Below are 16,571 nucleotides of genomic sequence, written 5' to 3'. Positions count from 1 at the left end.
AAGGAAAACTGGCATGAATTTACAAAACCCTAAAAAATTTAAATTACTGATTGATCAAGCCCACCAAGTGGCCATCAATGTACTTCGCCCTATCTCCCGAAAATACGACAAAGCTGAACACAGCTATCCTAAAGAACTGGATATGTTGGCATCTTTAGTCGATGGTATGAATGAAGGCGGTGAAGGTATGAACGCAGGGGCCGCTGTCGGCAAGCGAGGTACCAATGAACAAGGTAATAAAAATGGAGTGAATCTCTCTACCGCTTTAAGTGTAATTGAAATGTGTTATGGAGATACCGCTTTACTCCTATCAATGCCCCGTCAAGGGCTGGGAAACTCAGCAATTGCAGCTGTTGCCAATGAAGAGCAATTACAACGCTTCAAAAACACATGGGCAGCCATGGCAATCACTGAACCAAACTGTGGCTCGGACTCTGCTGCTATTCGTACTACGGCAACAAAAGTTGGTGAAGATTACATCTTAAATGGTGAAAAGATTTTCGTGACTTCAGGTGACCGGGCCGATGCTATCGTCGTTTGGGCAACTCTAGATAAAAAATTAGGTCGTTCAGCGATCAAATCTTTTGTGATTCCTAAAGGAACTGCTGGCATGACAGTAGAACGGTTAGAGCATAAGCTAGGAATTAAAGCCTCTGATACCGCAGTTATTCGTTTAATCGACTGCCGAGTGCCAGCCAAAAACCTACTAGGAAATGCGGAAATTGACATTGCTAAAGGCTTTGCTGGCGTGATGGAAACTTTTGATAATACCCGTCCGCTCGTTGCAGCGATGGCTATAGGCTGTGCCAAGGCCTCACTAGAACGTATTAAAGAGATCTTCAGCGATTGTTTAGATCCTCAATATATAACCCCATACTTACAAACGACTCATATTGTGAATCAAATTTATCGTATGGAAGCCGAATGGGAAGCAGCACGTTTACTGACCTTAAAAGCCGCATGGATGGCAGATAACAAGAAACCGAACTCAAAGGAAGCCTCCATTTCCAAAGCCAAAGCTGGTCGAATTTGTAATGAAATTACCCTTAAGTGCGTCGAACTTGCGTCAACGGTTGGTTACAACGAAGATGAGCTTTTAGAAAAATGGGCAAGAGATTCTAAAATTCTAGATATTTTTGAAGGTACGCAACAAATTCAGCAACTCATTATCGCACGCCGTGAACTCGGAAAGTCATCGAGCGAATTGAAATAATATAAAACATCTCATTCAGATATGTTGATGCCATGGTTTCTCTAAATAAAGAATTATGGTTTCACATTGAAAGTAATACAAAATAAGAAATTGCTCGACTTAAATTCATGCTATTAAGCAAGCTTAATATTATAGGACTTACGCATTGACGGATTCAAAAAAGTATTAAAATACTTTATAAAGTATCTGTGATCAGACGAATTAAACATGCTTCTACAGCAACTTGTACATTACCCATTTATATGGGCTTTCTCATGACAGAACCGAACTCTATTAGCTGCACACAACTTGCCGAGACTTATAACATCTCGCATGATAGTGTAAATCGCTTTCTAGAACGTGAAGACTACACACCTCACGACCTATATCAAGAAGCAATTCAACATATTGATAATAATAAACTTATAGTCAGTATTGATGATACTGTTTTAGATAAACCCTATAGTCAACATATGGACTTGGTTAGCTATTTTTGGTCAGGCAAACACCACCGATCCGTCAAGGGTATTAATCTCATTACCTTGTATGCGACAGATCAGAATGGTCAAAATATTCCAATTAATTTCCGAATTTATGACAAATCTGAAAGTAAAACCAAGAATGATTACTTTATGGATATGTTAAGTGAAGTACTCAGTTGGGGTGCAAAGATTCAATTTATTACAGGTGATAGTTGGTATTCATCGACTGGAAATCTAAAAACCATAAGAAAATATGGTATTCGATTTATGTTTGGTATCGACTGTAACCGTAAGGTTTCCCCAGAAAAAGGACAATGGTTTCAACTGCGTTTATTGCCAAATTTCCATCAGGGTCAAGTGGTCTGGCTCAAAGATTTTGGCTTTGTACAATTATTTAAGACTCAGTTAAAAGAACAGCAGAGGTTTTATATTGTGCATCAAGATGAAGATGATTTATTGTCCTTTGAGGGTTTTCATGAATTACATTCAAGTCATTGGAAAATAGAGCAATATCACCGGGTGATTAAACAGGTTTGTCATATTGAAAAGTTTCAAGTAAGACGATCTAAACTGATTTTGAATCATATTTTTTCAGCCTTGATGGCCTACGTCGAGATACAAAAGAACCAGTTTGAGCGGATCTTTGAAAATGTATATCGTTGGCAGAAGAAATTATTTAGACCAGTTATCAAAAACTTCATTGATGACTTTATTCTCGATAAAAATCATCTGCTACCACAGAGAATCTATAAATAATAGTGCGTAAGTCCTATATTAAATAAATGCTTTTAATTTTATATGCACCCTCACTGTATTTTTTAATAGTATTGATAATTATCAGCATAAAACAAATAGTTGATGTTATTTTCTGTTGCGTGTAAATCACTCTTTTTTGAAATTTAAAAGTTTTTTATCAGTCGTCAGTTATGTCTTTACATTAGGCCTTATATCCTCCTAATTTCCACCCTAATATTTGGAGAATAGCCAGTCTTACAAATTTAGATGCTTAGCCTCTGCTTAGGCTATTTATTATAAGCAATAGAAATTTTTTACTTATCCATGCAATCACTTATGGAAAATTTAAATACTTTGGGGTTATGTGACAAAACTGTCTTTGCAAGTGGCTCTACTCACCGCATAAAAATCTAGACTTTTGATTAATCGCCTCTATTTCGCTTAAATAAAGTACGGATTTAACAAAACCATAAAATAGTACCTTCTGTCTCAACTTGACTGTAATTGCACAGCTCAATATGATCTTCTCAGACATTATACCAATGGATATACAGTTTGCTGAATTATCAACGATACTTGCCAACATCTCATATTAAAGCTAAATCTGTTTTAATTTTAACAACAACTTTAATATTTACTGGTTGTGCATCACTTGGTGGCGGTTCCGTAGAAAAGCGTTCAGCAAAATTAGCCAACGGCATTCAAAAGGCATATGCTGTTGAACCAACTACAGCACTACGTATTGCACCTATGATTGTACAAAGTGCAGATCGTTACAATGTGGATCCATTACTAGTTGCAGCAGTCATAAGACAAGAGTCTAGCTATAGAAATTATGCTGTTTCCCCTGCTGGTGCTATTGGACTTACTCAAGTTATCCCACGCTATTGGCAACAAACCTGCCCTGGTGATTTATTTGAAGAGATTAATAATATTAATTGTGGCACCTATATTCTCGCTAACTATAACCAAAAAGCAGAAAGTTGGCCCAAAGCTTTGGCTTATTATAATGTCGGTCCAACAGGATACCATTCGAGCTGGAAAATGAAGCGTCAAGGAAAGAAATATGCCAAACAGGTTAAAGCACATCAAGAAACGTTAAAAGGTGCTCTGTGACCTTGTTAAATATGACATAAAAGTCAGTAAATACTAGCTTTTTAGCATTTAGACCCTTATAGATAGCTTATTTTCGGTTCTTTTCATCTGTTTACTTCTTCTTATTTTTCCCTATTAAATTTTAAAGGCTATCTTTTAGCCGTGTCTTCTCATTTCCCACTTAATAATTCTTTATTTATATTTTTAACCTTCCTTGCATAAAAAAATCCCCCTCTGCGATTAGCGGAGGGGGATTTTGAATTAATGAGCTGGCGATGACTTACTCTCACATGGATAACTCCACACTACCATCAGCGCTAAGAGGTTTCACTTCTGAGTTCGGGAAGGGATCAGGTGGTTCACTCTTGCTATTGTCGCCAGCACAACTGTTTATGACTATTCGTTGGGTCTTATTTACACATTGTGTATGCCTAACTTTCATCAAATGAGTTATTAACAGGTATATTTGAGTTGATTTTAACATAAAGCATAGCTTTATGTCTTGCGCTCGGACAAACATAATTAATGTTTGTTTATTCCTCGCTCATGTATCTAGCTTTATAACTAAATCAAGTTGTTTGCAGTGATTTGAACCACAACACCAACTGTTTGGGTGTTGTATAGTCAAGCCTCACGAGCAATTAGTATTGGTCAGCTTCACATATCACTATGCTTCCACATCCAACCTATCAACGTCGTAGTCTTCAACGGCTCTTTAGAGGACATAAAGTCCTAGGGAAATCTTATCTTGAGGTAGGCTTCCCGCTTAGATGCTTTCAGCGGTTATCCCTTCCGAACATAGCTACCCGGCGATGCGACTGGCGTCACAACCGGTACACCAGAGGTTCGTCCACTCTGGTCCTCTCGTACTAGGAGCAGATCCTCTCAAATTTCCAACGCCCACGGTAGATAGGGACCGAACTGTCTCACGACGTTCTAAACCCAGCTCGCGTACCTCTTTAAATGGCGAACAGCCATACCCTTGGGACCTGCTTCAGCCCCAGGATGAGATGAGCCGACATCGAGGTGCCAAACACCGCCGTCGATATGAACTCTTGGGCGGTATCAGCCTGTTATCCCCAGAGTACCTTTTATCCGTTGAGCGATGGCCCTTCCATACAGAACCACCGGATCACTAAGACCTACTTTCGTACCTGCTCGACTTGTGGGTCTCGCAGTTAAGCGCGCTTTTGCCTTTATACTCTACGCGTGATTTCCGACCACGCTGAGCGCACCTTCGTACTCCTCCGTTACTCTTTAGGAGGAGACCGCCCCAGTCAAACTACCCACCAGACATGGTCCTCGTCCCGGATAACGGGACAGAGTTAGAACCTCAATATTACCAGGGTGGTATTTCAAGATTGGCTCCACCGAAACTAGCGTCTCGGTTTCAAAGCCTCCCACCTATCCTACACAAGTAAGATCAAAGTTCAATGTCAAGCTGCAGTAAAGGTTCACGGGGTCTTTCCGTCTAGCCGCGGGTACACCGCATCTTCACGGCGAATTCGATTTCACTGAGTCTCTGCTGGAGACAGCGCCCCCATCATTATGCCATTCGTGCAGGTCGGAACTTACCCGACAAGGAATTTCGCTACCTTAGGACCGTTATAGTTACGGCCGCCGTTTACTGGGGCTTCGATCAAGAGCTTCGCTTACGCTAACCCCATCAATTAACCTTCCAGCACCGGGCAGGCATCACACCCTATACGTCCACTTTCGTGTTTGCAGAGTGCTATGTTTTTAATAAACAGTTGCAGGGGCCTGGTTTCTGTGGCTGCCAATAGCTCAAGGAGTAAATCCTATCACCGTCGGCAGCGTACCTTCTCCCGAAGTTACGGTACCATTTTGCCTAGTTCCTTCAGCAGAGTTCTCTCAAGCGCTTTGGTCTACTCGACCTGACCACCTGTGTCGGTTTCGGGTACGATTCCTATGTAACTGAAGCTTAGAGACTTTTCCTGGAAGCATGGTATCAGCCACTTCACTGTACAAGTACAGCTTGCTATCAGTTCTCAGCATACAGTACCCCGGATTTGCCTAAGATACATGCCTACAACCTTCCACCTGGACAACCAACGCCAGGCTGACTTAACCTTCTCCGTCCTCTCATCGCATTACATAGAAGTATTGGAATATTAACCAATTTCCCATCGACTACGCCTCTCGGCCTCGCCTTAGGGGTCGACTCACCCAGCCCCGATTAACGTTGGACTGGAACCCTTGGTCTTTCAGCGTGCGAGTTTTTCACTCGCATTGTCGTTACTCACGTCAGCATTCGCACTTCTGATACCTCCAGCATACTTCTCAATACACCTTCATCGGCTTACAGAACGCTCCCCTACCACTTGCAATAAATTGCAAATCCGCAGCTTCGGCATATAGTTTTAGCCCCGTTACATCTTCCGCGCAGGCCGACTCGACTAGTGAGCTATTACGCTTTCTTTAAAGGGTGGCTGCTTCTAAGCCAACCTCCTAGCTGTCTATGCCTTCCCACATCGTTTCCCACTTAACTATAATTTTGGGGCCTTAGCTGGCGGTCTGGATTGTTTTCCTCTTGACTACGGACGTTAGCACCCGCAGTCTGTCTCCCGGATAGTACTCATTGGTATTCGGAGTTTGCATCGGTTTGGTAAGTCGGGATGACCCCCTAGCCGAAACAGTGCTCTACCCCCAATGGTATTCGTCCGAGGCGCTACCTAAATAGCTTTCGGGGAGAACCAGCTATCACCGAGTTTGATTAGCCTTTCACCCCTATCCACAAGTCATCCCCTGGCTTTTCAACGACAGTGGGTTCGGTCCTCCAGTTAGTGTTACCCAACCTTCAACCTGCTCATGGATAGATCACCCGGTTTCGGGTCTACACCCAGCAACTAAACGCCCTATTAAGACTCGATTTCTCTACGGCTCCCCTATGCGGTTAACCTTGCTACTGAATGTAAGTCGCTGACCCATTATACAAAAGGTACGCAGTCACCGAACAAGTCGGCTCCCACTGCTTGTATGCATGCGGTTTCAGGATCTATTTCACTCCCCTCACAGGGGTTCTTTTCGCCTTTCCCTCACGGTACTGGTTCACTATCGGTCAGTCAGGAGTATTTAGCCTTGGAGGATGGTCCCCCCATATTCAGACAAGGTTTCACGTGCCCCGCCCTACTCGACATCATCATATCAGCCCTTTCGTGTACAGGACTATCACCCACTATGGTTGCACTTCCCAGAGCATTCCACTAAAACTGATATGACTTAATGGGCTTTTCCCCGTTCGCTCGCCGCTACTGAGGGAATCTCAATTGATTTCTTTTCCTAAGGGTACTGAGATGTTTCACTTCCCCTCGTTCGCCTCGTATGACTATGTATTCATCATACGATACCTGCCTTATGACAGGTGGGTTTCCCCATTCAGAAATCTCCGGATCACAGGATATTTGCCGCCTCCCCGGAGCTTATCGCAGGCTATTACGTCTTTCATCGCCTCTGACTGCCAAGGCATCCACCACATGCACTTAATTACTTGACTATACAACCCCAAACAGTCGTTAATCCCTACAAGTAGGATTAAGACAGTCTATGATGATTTCTCATCACTTCCTTACAGTTTGTTGTTCTGTGTACTTAAACACTGTACAGCTTCAATTCAATTCACATACCAAAACGCTTGATTCAGTTAATTTCGCTAGTAACTCATTTCTTCAATCTTCATCAATCAGTAATAAATCACTGTTAATGTCGATCTTAAAAACGAGTATGAACAAATTATTTCAACTCAAATATATTCTGTTAATGATTTTTCCAGCCTTCGTCAGGTCAGGAAACTGTGATAAATCACAGAAGTTAATAAGTTATCTACTTACTAATTTCTGTAATCCAACCTATCTGCGCGAAGCATAGCTTCTTGCTTAAATTTCAAGGAAAAGCATGCTTTTCTTGTCTTGAAATTTGGTGGAGACTAGGAGAGTCGAACTCCTGACCTCCTGCGTGCAAAGCAGGCGCTCTACCAACTAAGCTAAGTCCCCAGCTTATCAATAAGTCAATGTTTCTGTTTTTCTGTATTCAGCATTTAACAATGCTTGTTAGTCAGATTTGGTGGGTCTGACAAGACTTGAACTTGTGACCCCACGCTTATCAAGCGTGTGCTCTAACCAACTGAGCTACAGACCCTCAGATACATCGTCATGAAGAACAACTTGTTGTGGATTCTTACCAATCGTCAATCTTTCGTTAAGGAGGTGATCCAGCCGCAGGTTCCCCTACGGCTACCTTGTTACGACTTCACCCCAGTCATCGGCCACACCGTGGTAAGCGTCCTCCTTGCGGTTAGACTACCTACTTCTGGTGCAACAAATTCCCATGGTGTGACGGGCGGTGTGTACAAGGCCCGGGAACGTATTCACCGCGGCATTCTGATCCGCGATTACTAGCGATTCCGACTTCATGGAGTCGAGTTGCAGACTCCAATCCGGACTACGATCGGCTTTTTGAGATTAGCATCCTATCGCTAGGTAGCAACCCTTTGTACCGACCATTGTAGCACGTGTGTAGCCCTGGTCGTAAGGGCCATGATGACTTGACGTCGTCCCCGCCTTCCTCCAGTTTGTCACTGGCAGTATCCTTAAAGTTCCCGGCTTAACCCGCTGGCAAATAAGGAAAAGGGTTGCGCTCGTTGCGGGACTTAACCCAACATCTCACGACACGAGCTGACGACAGCCATGCAGCACCTGTATGTAAGTTCCCGAAGGCACCAATCCATCTCTGGAAAGTTCTTACTATGTCAAGACCAGGTAAGGTTCTTCGCGTTGCATCGAATTAAACCACATGCTCCACCGCTTGTGCGGGCCCCCGTCAATTCATTTGAGTTTTAGTCTTGCGACCGTACTCCCCAGGCGGTCTACTTATCGCGTTAGCTGCGCCACTAAAGCCTCAAAGGCCCCAACGGCTAGTAGACATCGTTTACGGCATGGACTACCAGGGTATCTAATCCTGTTTGCTCCCCATGCTTTCGTACCTCAGCGTCAGTATTAGGCCAGATGGCTGCCTTCGCCATCGGTATTCCTCCAGATCTCTACGCATTTCACCGCTACACCTGGAATTCTACCATCCTCTCCCATACTCTAGCTTCCCAGTATCGAATGCAATTCCTAAGTTAAGCTCAGGGATTTCACATCCGACTTAAAAAGCCGCCTACGCACGCTTTACGCCCAGTAAATCCGATTAACGCTCGCACCCTCTGTATTACCGCGGCTGCTGGCACAGAGTTAGCCGGTGCTTATTCTGCGAGTAACGTCCACTATCCTAGAGTATTAATCTAAGTAGCCTCCTCCTCGCTTAAAGTGCTTTACAACCAAAAGGCCTTCTTCACACACGCGGCATGGCTGGATCAGGCTTTCGCCCATTGTCCAATATTCCCCACTGCTGCCTCCCGTAGGAGTCTGGGCCGTGTCTCAGTCCCAGTGTGGCGGATCATCCTCTCAGACCCGCTACAGATCGTCGCCTTGGTAGGCCTTTACCCCACCAACTAGCTAATCTGACTTAGGCTCATCTATTAGCGCAAGGTCCGAAGATCCCCTGCTTTCCCCCGTAGGGCGTATGCGGTATTAGCATTCCTTTCGGAATGTTGTCCCCCACTAATAGGCAGATTCCTAAGCATTACTCACCCGTCCGCCGCTAGGTAATGTAGCAAGCTACATCTCCCCGCTCGACTTGCATGTGTTAAGCCTGCCGCCAGCGTTCAATCTGAGCCATGATCAAACTCTTCAGTTAAAAATCATTAGTAGCTTATGGCTACAAATCTTGGCTCATCAATTTTCTGACAAATATTTCTCAAATAAACTTCGAGTAATTTTTACCATCAATCAATGAAATATTTTCGATCGATCAATCAGTAAAAATCCACACAAGTTGTTCTTCATAATCTCTTAATGATCCTCTTACTGATTCGTCATCAGCAAGACCTTCGCTTTAAGTTATTCACTACATTGCGTTGGTGTGCTGCGTATTCTATACAGTTTTATTTGCAGCGCAAGTGCATTTAAATAAATAATTCAAAAAACCCATTCGACTGGTTATTTTTAAAGCAAAAAATACGTTTTAGGTTAAATTATGGTCAACATTATCAAGTTATCCACCATATAAATGCGCTATCTAAATAAAAAAAACAGCTAACGCTGTTTTTTTTTTAGAATGTACCAGCTACTGTGCTTGTTCAGCAAGCCAAGCCATAAACGCTTGGCGTTCAGATTTAGATGCACTTTTCCAAGTATTAATTAATTGTTGAGCATTGCCAGAACTTGTTAAATCTTTTTGTTTATCTGTCCCAGCTTTCGCAACAACAGCTTGTGACGTATAGACCGGTGCAGGTTGTACCACTGTCGTTGCTTTTTGAGTTAGATCGGTTGGTGCATCGCTAAATAAATTTTGAAGAATGCCTGCATTTTGAGTTTTACTGCCCTTTTGCTCAACCAGTAACTGATTTTTGGCATTGTATAGACCAAAGATCGGCTGCTTAGCATAAGCTTTGGCATCATCATGGTTTTGCGGAGGATTGATCAGTGCCAAACGGTAAGACTGTTGGTCTTGTAAAATTGGGGTCTTAATATTTACAATCCCTGAGCGAACGATATCGTGGGAGCCAATACCCGGATGCTCTTCAAAAAACTGGGTATAGCGAACACTGATAATATTTTCACCAGCATCAATATTATATTTGTTGTCAGAACTGAATAAACGACTCTTAACCTCTTGCCCATTTAAGCCTTCAATTTTTATTTCCTCTGGAGCAGTAATAGTCACCGCTGAAAATACTGAAGTACTCAACATCAATGCTGCTGTTGCAAGGGTTATGCGTAAGGTCATTTTTACACTCTATCGATGATTTATTAAAGTTTAGTTGCACTATGCAGTGTATAGATGACAATTTTATGACAATTTCTGAGCTTAGAACCAATTCGCAACTACAATATATATTGCTAAGCTTTGATATTTTAAAGATAAATCCTTAAACAAAAAAAAGAGCAGATCTACTCTGCTCTTTTTCATTTTAATGACTAGCGATTAATTGAATGTTTTAAAGCGATCCGCTTCCGCCATAAATGTTTTTTCACCCGCAGGCGCTTCAATCGAACCAAAAACAAGTTGTGCACGAAGTTTCCAATTCGCAGGGATATCGAAGATCTCTGCAATCTCAGCATCTACGATTGGATTGTAATGCTGTAATGACGCACCAATATTTTGTTCAGATAACGCAGTCCATACGGCAAATTGAGCAATTGCAGAAGAATGTTCAGACCAAACTGGGAAATTATCTGCATAAAGCGCAAATTGTTCCTGCAATGATTTTACAACATCTTGGTCTTCATAAAATAAAACCGTACCATAGCCTGCAGCAAAGCTATTAATTTTTGCATTTGTGCCTTCAAAAGCAGCGTCTGGAACAATTTTACGTAAAGTTTCACGCACCACATTCCAAAACTGTAAATGCGACTCACCAAACAAAGTCACAATACGAGAAGTCTGTGAGTTAAATGCAGAAGGACTGTGATTTACCGCTTCTTTAATTACAGATTCAATTTGTTCTGGTGTTAATGCTACATTTTTACCAACAGCATAAATGGTACGACGTTGTTTGATGTGGCCTAAAAATGACATATTATTTTCCTCAGCGATCTCACGATCTTGTTATATGTGATTCATATTCATCATAGCTATAATTTCAAATTTGAACATGCTTAATTCAGCGACATAGTGTCTTAAAAATAGAACAATATGCCATAACATTACAAAACTTGATCTAGAAACCACTACAGATTATTCCGTCTCATTATGCATAGATCATAAAGCGCTCTTCATCTTTATAATGTTCTTTTTCAGCGACTTTTTCTTCTATCGAACCAAAGACCAATTGCGCACGTAACAGCCAATGTTTTGGAATCTCAAAAACTTTTGAAATGTCAGCATCAATACTCGGGTTATAATGTTGTAATGACACACCCAAACCGGCATCTGCTAAACAAGTCCATACAGCATATTGGGCCATACCAGAAACTTGCTCTGACCAAACTGGAAATTCTGCCGCATCAAAAGGAATTTTCTTTTGTAATTGTTGAATGATCTGCTGATCTTCATAGAATAGAACTGTACCAAATCCTGCCGAGCATTGATCAACCTTGAATTCTGCACCAGCAAAAATATGCGCGGGGACTAACTTGCGCTGCACTTCTTTTACGACATTCCAAAAGTGATGATGTGAATCGCCCATTAAAATCACAATACAAGTACTTTGTGAATTATGTGCCGAAGGACAACTTCGCACGGCCTCTTGGATCAATTCAGCTAAATACACCTGACTTAAGTGCACACGCTTCCCTAAAACATAAATACTACGTCGCTTTTTTAGTTGATCGATAAATGTGGTTTGTTTTAGGTCTTCTGCGTGATTTTTTTTAAATTTTAAGTCTTTGGTTAAATCCGTTGTTAGAACTTGCCCAATTTTATGTAATAAAGCCATACCGTGTTCCCCAAAATGTACAGTGATGCCTATTGTGTTAGACGTTAGTGTAATCTCAGGAGAATCACTTATATTCATTACGTGATTTCTAAATGTTTGTTTTTAAAACAAACAAATTGAATAAAAAATAAACCCCGCATTTAGCGGAGTTTATGTGACTGATCTAACACTTTAAAACAGTGCTGTTCAATCTTATTTCTCTGTTTCGAACAAAGCAGCAACAAAGGATTTTGCAGAGAAAGGACGTAAATCGTCAATTTTCTCACCAACACCAATGAAGCGAATTGGAACATGCGTACGACTGGCAATATTAAATAGTACACCGCCTTTCGCAGTGCCATCGAGCTTGGTAATCGTCAGGCCTGTCAAACCAACTGCCTCATCAAACATTTCTACTTGATTAATCGCATTTTGACCTGTTCCTGCATCGACCACCAACATAACTTCGTGTGGCGCAGTCGCATCGATTTTTTGCATGACACGTTTTACTTTGGTCAACTCTTGCATGAGATGCCCTTTGTTATGTAAACGACCTGCGGTATCTGCAATCAAGACATCAACACCTTTCGCACGCGCACTTTCAAACGCATCGAAAATGACAGAAGCGCTATCAGCGCCATGACCCTGTGCGACTACAGCAATATTATTACGTTCACCCCAAATTTGAAGCTGTTCAGTCGCTGCCGCACGGAAAGTATCCCCCGCAGCAAGCATCACTTTCTTGCCTTCACCTTGTAAACGTTTTGCCAATTTACCAATGGTTGTGGTTTTACCCACCCCGTTTACACCCACCACCAAAATCACATAAGGCGTTTTGTTCGGATCGATGTGTAAAGGTTTCACACGTGGTGCTAGTAAAGCCACCAACTCTTCCTGAAGCGCTTTATAGAGGGAGTGCGAGTAAATTAAATCGCCACGTGCAGTACGTTCAGTTAAGTTGGTAATAATGGTTTTCGTTGCATCTACACCGATGTCGGCTACTAGAAGCTGCTCTTCAACTTCTTCAAGCAGTTCATCATCAATTTCCTTACCGCCGATCAAAATATTGACCATACCATCGGCAAGGTTTTTACGGGTTTTGGTTAACCCTTCTTTCATGCGGCTAAAGAAACCGCCTTTTGCAGATGCATCTGCTTCTTCTGCGCTTGTTTCAGCAACCACAACTGGACTAACAACTGTTTGCTCTTTTGTTTCAACGATTGGCACATTGACCACAGGTAAACTTGGTAGTGTGACATCGTCATCCCCGATATCAGCATCAATCAAAAATTTGTTCTGCTCATTAGATTGCTGTTGCATGCCGAATCCTTGAAAAGCACTGCGTTAAAAAAGACGGATTCTACCATAAAAGATAGGCTTTCGCTTAGCAACAATACTTTATGTAAACACTTAACAAATCAATACTTCTGGCGCTTGATCTACTTCGCATTTTTCTTAAGAATGGTTATTTATTGAAATGCTTTAACTTCACTTCAACCTGAGCCCAAATTTTATATGCATCACTTATTAGTCACGCATTCTTATAAAAAAAGTTTAGTTGCACTGGGTTTAACTCTACTTTGTTTACCTATTACCACCCATGCACAAATACGCAGCGAACTTACCCGCAGTAGTTTTGAAACCACTTTAAGCAATGGCTTACAGGTGATTATCCGTGAAGATCACCGCTCCCCGATGGTCATGACCCAAATTTGGTACAAAGTCGGTAGCACTGATGAGTCTGGAAATATAACGGGTATTTCGCACGTACTGGAACATATGATGTTTAAAGGCACATCCAAGGTCCCCAATGACGAATTCAGTCGCTTAAGTCGAATTTATGGCGGTACAGTAAATGCCGCAACATTTACCAATTACACCAATTACTATCAGCTTTATCCCAAAACTTACTTTCCGATGGCTTTAGAGCTTGAAGCGGATCGTATGCGCAATCTCTTACTACGGAAACAAGACTTTGACCCTGAAATTAAAGTGGTGATGGAAGAGCGACGCCTGCGTACCGATGACAACCCCCGCTCACTCGCTTTCGAACGTTTCAAATGGATTTCGTATCCCACGAGTCACTATCGTCAACCCGTCATTGGCCACATGAAACACTTGCAAAATATAAGTCTAGATGACGTGAAGCAGTGGTATCAAAAATGGTATAGCCCAAACAATGCGATCTTGGTGATTGTGGGTGATGTCAATGCAGAATCCGCCCTCAGACAAGTTCAAAAATACTTTGGTGACATCAAAAGCCATCCAACACCTGTACGCAATGATGTGACTGAGTTTGAGAACGTTGGCTACCGTCATATGGAGCAAAATACCAATGTTGAGGTGCCAAATTTATATATGGCTTGGAATGTCAAATCGCTTGCAACAGCAAGCAATCCAGAAAATGTTTACGCGCTCACACTTATTCGAAGCTTGTTAGATAGCGGGATCAGCTCTCGATTACAACAACGCCTTGTACGCGACAAAAAATTAGCGACCGCACTGAGTGTCAGTTATGACCCCTATAACCGTGGAGACAGTTTGTTTAGTATCTCTGCACTTCCAGTCACTGGCGTGGAACTTCCTGAGCTACAAAAAGCCATTGAATATGAAATTGAGCGACTCAAAACAGAACTTGTTCAACCACAAGAGCTTGAACGGATTAGCACACGCTTTGTTGCAAACTTAATTTATGGCCAAGATGACATTATCGGGCAAGCAAAGATGATTGGAAACTTAGCCGTGAATGGCTTGAATTATCGACTAATGGATCAGCTTCCACAGCATTTTGAAGCGGTTACACCTGAAGATATTCAGCACGTTGCTCAAACTGCTTTTATCAGAGATAACTTAAGTACGTTGTACCTTCAACCAGAAAAGAAGGCCGCAAAATAATGAAAAATCAAAAGACCGCCTTTCGCCTGCTATTTATTACCATGTCTGCTTTTTGCACTACCAATGTAATTGCAGATGTAAGTACAAGTAGTGTTAGCAATGATGACCCACGTACATTACAGTCTATTGCTTCTCTACAAAGCTTAAAACAAGTTCAAACTAGCGACCTTTATACAGCACCACATGTACATGAACTTAAAAACAAATACAAAGTTCGAAGTCTATTTGTTGAGTCACCCGCCTTACCTATGGTGGATATTCAACTTACCTTTAATGCAGGCTCTGCACGAGATATAGAAGTAGAAAAAGGACTATATGGCGTTGCCAATATGGCGGCACAACTCATCGATGAAGGCACTACGCAACGTGATGCAGTTGAAATCGCGAATGCCTTTGAACAAGTCGGGGCTCGTTTTAGTGTAGCTGCACACCGTGACATGTTTGTGGTTCGACTGCGTTCGTTGTCTGACCCTAAAAAACTAGATGCTGCGGTAAGTACGATGCTTGAAGTATTAAAAGACTCTACTTTTAAAAATAACAGTATTAGTTTGATGGTGAGCAATACTCAAGTAGGTCAGAAGCAATTGAAAGAGAGCCCGAGTCGATTGATGAGCATTCGTTTCTATCGTGCGCTCTACGGTTCACACCCTTATGCGGAACCGATTACGGGAACCAATGGCAGTATTAAAAAAATTACGACTCAGCACTTAAAAAAATTCAGAGATGAATTTCTGGTTAGTCAAAATATGAATATTGCACTGACAGGCCAACTCAGTGTTAAACAAGCGCAGAAACTGGCTGAACGAATAAGTGCAGCCCTTCCGCAAGGTAAAGAAGCAAAGCCACTTGCTGTACCACAAGATAAACCTAACTTTGATATTCAACATATTGTATTTAATTCAACTCAAGCCCACGTCACCATGGGACATCTATCAACCACGCGGGATGATCCTGATCGTTTGGCGCTCGAACTGGCTAACCGTATGTTGGGTGGGGGTGGATTTAGCTCCATTTTAATGAAAGAACTACGCGTTAAACGTGGATACACCTATGGAGCAAACAGTGCTTTTACATTTAGTCAAGCGGCTGGAAGTTTTAGTCTAAGTTATTCAACCCAGCAAGATCAGCTCATGGACAGCATACAAGTGGCGCATAAAGCCCTAGTTGACTTTGTCCATCAACCAATTGATGCACAGCAGTTAGAAGAAACTAAAGCCGGTATGTTACGCAGCCTACCTAACAGCTATAGCAGCAATGCAAACATCAATGCACAACTCGGCTCTATAGGGTTTTATCAGCAAGATGCGAATTATTTAGCAGACTACCCAAAACGTTTAGCTACAATCACGCCTTTAGATGTTCAAAATGCGATACGTAAACATATTCACCCTGAGAGTCTTACCCTTGTGATTGTCAGTAACGCCTTAGATAAAGAGCAACTTCGACATATTTTAGAATTGAATCTTGATCCGAACATTAAGCAAAGCATACCGCATCCTGATCAAATTCCTGCGATTATTGAACCTCCGGAGCCAATGCCGGAAGCTGCTTCGCCCGATTCTGTTCAAACTGATGAGCCTGCATTAATCTAAAGTAATCAATATAGGAAATCTGGTTTTCCAAAACCAGATCTTGTGCCATCTCTTGTGTTTCTGGGAAAGTCGCTTGATGAGATAAGCGACTTACATTTTCAAAT

9 protein-coding genes, 2 tRNA genes and 3 rRNA genes are annotated in these 16,571 nt (G+C 42.0%); 5 read left to right on the top strand and 9 right to left on the bottom strand.

The genetic code is table 11. The annotated features are described in order from the left end of the window. Positions 1-13 precede the first annotated feature (13 nt). The 3 genes from AC4MDD_RS08285 (at position 14) to AC4MDD_RS08275 (ending at position 3,525) form a co-directional block, all read left to right on the top strand. A complete protein-coding gene (locus AC4MDD_RS08285) occupies positions 14-1,213 on the top strand; it encodes an acyl-CoA dehydrogenase family protein (protein ID WP_491882546.1) in 1,200 nt (399 codons plus the stop codon). A gap of 188 nt (positions 1,214-1,401) precedes the next feature. After that, the gene (locus tag AC4MDD_RS08280; protein ID WP_007116247.1) at positions 1,402-2,430 is read left to right on the top strand and encodes an IS701 family transposase; all 1,029 of its coding nucleotides are present in this window, start codon (positions 1,402-1,404) and stop codon (positions 2,428-2,430) included. Between the two features lie 534 nt (positions 2,431-2,964). Further along, complete coding sequence (locus AC4MDD_RS08275) at positions 2,965-3,525, top strand: lytic transglycosylase domain-containing protein (RefSeq protein WP_195727983.1); 561 nt, start codon at positions 2,965-2,967, stop codon at positions 3,523-3,525. A gap of 246 nt (positions 3,526-3,771) precedes the next feature. Here the strand turns inward: AC4MDD_RS08275 and rrf are convergent. The 9 genes from rrf to ftsY all read right to left on the bottom strand — a co-directional run bounded on the left by rrf (position 3,772) and on the right by ftsY (position 13,300). Further along, positions 3,772-3,886 (bottom strand): 5S ribosomal RNA (rrf, locus tag AC4MDD_RS08270). A gap of 238 nt (positions 3,887-4,124) precedes the next feature. Continuing rightward, positions 4,125-7,018 (bottom strand): 23S ribosomal RNA (locus tag AC4MDD_RS08265). Positions 7,019-7,438: 420 nt separating this feature from the next. Further along, a tRNA-Ala gene (locus AC4MDD_RS08260) sits at positions 7,439-7,514 on the bottom strand. A 68-nt stretch (positions 7,515-7,582) separates the two neighbouring features. Next, positions 7,583-7,659 (bottom strand) — tRNA-Ile (locus AC4MDD_RS08255). Between the two features lie 61 nt (positions 7,660-7,720). Next, positions 7,721-9,258: ribosomal RNA gene (locus AC4MDD_RS08250) — 16S ribosomal RNA — on the bottom strand. Together the 16S, 23S and 5S rRNA genes with 2 tRNA genes alongside form the textbook arrangement of a ribosomal RNA operon. A gap of 429 nt (positions 9,259-9,687) precedes the next feature. After that, positions 9,688-10,350 carry a DUF2057 family protein gene (locus AC4MDD_RS08245; RefSeq protein WP_005401243.1) on the bottom strand — a complete coding sequence of 221 codons (663 nt, stop codon included), beginning with the start codon at positions 10,348-10,350 and terminating at the stop codon, positions 9,688-9,690. Positions 10,351-10,548: 198 nt separating this feature from the next. Then, complete coding sequence (locus AC4MDD_RS08240) at positions 10,549-11,142, bottom strand: nitroreductase family protein (protein ID WP_279737847.1); 594 nt, start codon at positions 11,140-11,142, stop codon at positions 10,549-10,551. Positions 11,143-11,314: 172 nt separating this feature from the next. Beyond that, positions 11,315-12,001: a nitroreductase family protein gene (locus AC4MDD_RS08235; RefSeq protein WP_491882545.1), complete on the bottom strand. Its 687-nt coding sequence runs from the start codon at positions 11,999-12,001 to the stop codon at positions 11,315-11,317. 192 nt (positions 12,002-12,193) lie between these two features. Continuing rightward, a complete protein-coding gene (gene ftsY / locus AC4MDD_RS08230) occupies positions 12,194-13,300 on the bottom strand; it encodes a signal recognition particle-docking protein FtsY (protein ID WP_126036255.1) in 1,107 nt (368 codons plus the stop codon). A 195-nt stretch (positions 13,301-13,495) separates the two neighbouring features. Between ftsY and AC4MDD_RS08225 the strand changes: the two genes are divergently transcribed. Further along, positions 13,496-14,875, top strand: a complete 1,380-nt coding sequence (locus AC4MDD_RS08225; protein WP_279692279.1) for a M16 family metallopeptidase — start codon at positions 13,496-13,498, stop codon at positions 14,873-14,875. Beyond that, positions 14,875-16,467 (top strand): M16 family metallopeptidase, encoded by a 1,593-nt coding sequence (locus AC4MDD_RS08220; RefSeq protein WP_279692280.1) that lies wholly within the window; start codon positions 14,875-14,877, stop codon positions 16,465-16,467. Before AC4MDD_RS08225 ends, AC4MDD_RS08220 begins: the two co-directional genes overlap by 1 nt. Positions 16,468-16,571 lie beyond the last annotated feature (104 nt).

This window comes from Acinetobacter sp. CAU_H_29a_1, assembly GCF_058599505.1.
Note: the sequence above shows the minus strand (reverse complement) of the source record. Positions and strands in the feature narration are given on the sequence as shown.